This is a genomic window from Aquirufa sp. Wall-65K1 (genome assembly GCF_054558475.1).
On sequence record NZ_JBPXKD010000018.1, the window covers coordinates 1 to 453 of the forward strand.

1 protein-coding gene is annotated in these 453 nt (G+C 45.9%); it reads right to left on the reverse strand.

The window, feature by feature from the left end; translation table 11 throughout:
- Positions 1 to 453 (reverse strand): hypothetical protein (locus ACST15_RS12515; RefSeq protein WP_459454992.1); only part of this gene is annotated, 453 nt, incomplete at both ends.

Consider the following 453-nt stretch of genomic DNA (forward strand, 5'->3'; position numbering starts at 1 on the left):
TAGAACCGTCCGCCACGATACTAGCCGAAGTAGGAGTTAAGGTAGAAATGGCAGCATCCGCAGCACCAGCCACAACAGTGAATGCATTAGAATCACCAACTTTGGCTGCTACATTACTACCAGCACCTGTTCCTGTTGCAGTTAAAACCACACCCGTTTCCGCTTTGGTATAAGTAACACCTGAGATGGTAACTGCACTAGATCCTGAAGTAATGGTACCTGTAAGCGTACCTCCTAAAGTACCAGTACCTGTCTTACGAGTAAGAGTAACTGTTCCATCAGCAGTCGCATTGACCGCATTGCCGTTTACGTCGGTTAATGTAACAGTAACGGCAAACCCTGTACCAGCTGTTTGTTGCGAGATAGAAGAAACGACTAATTTATTCGCTGTACCAGCAGTGTAAGTAATGGTAGATTGAGTTTGGGAACCAGTACCACTTTTCACAGGAGCTG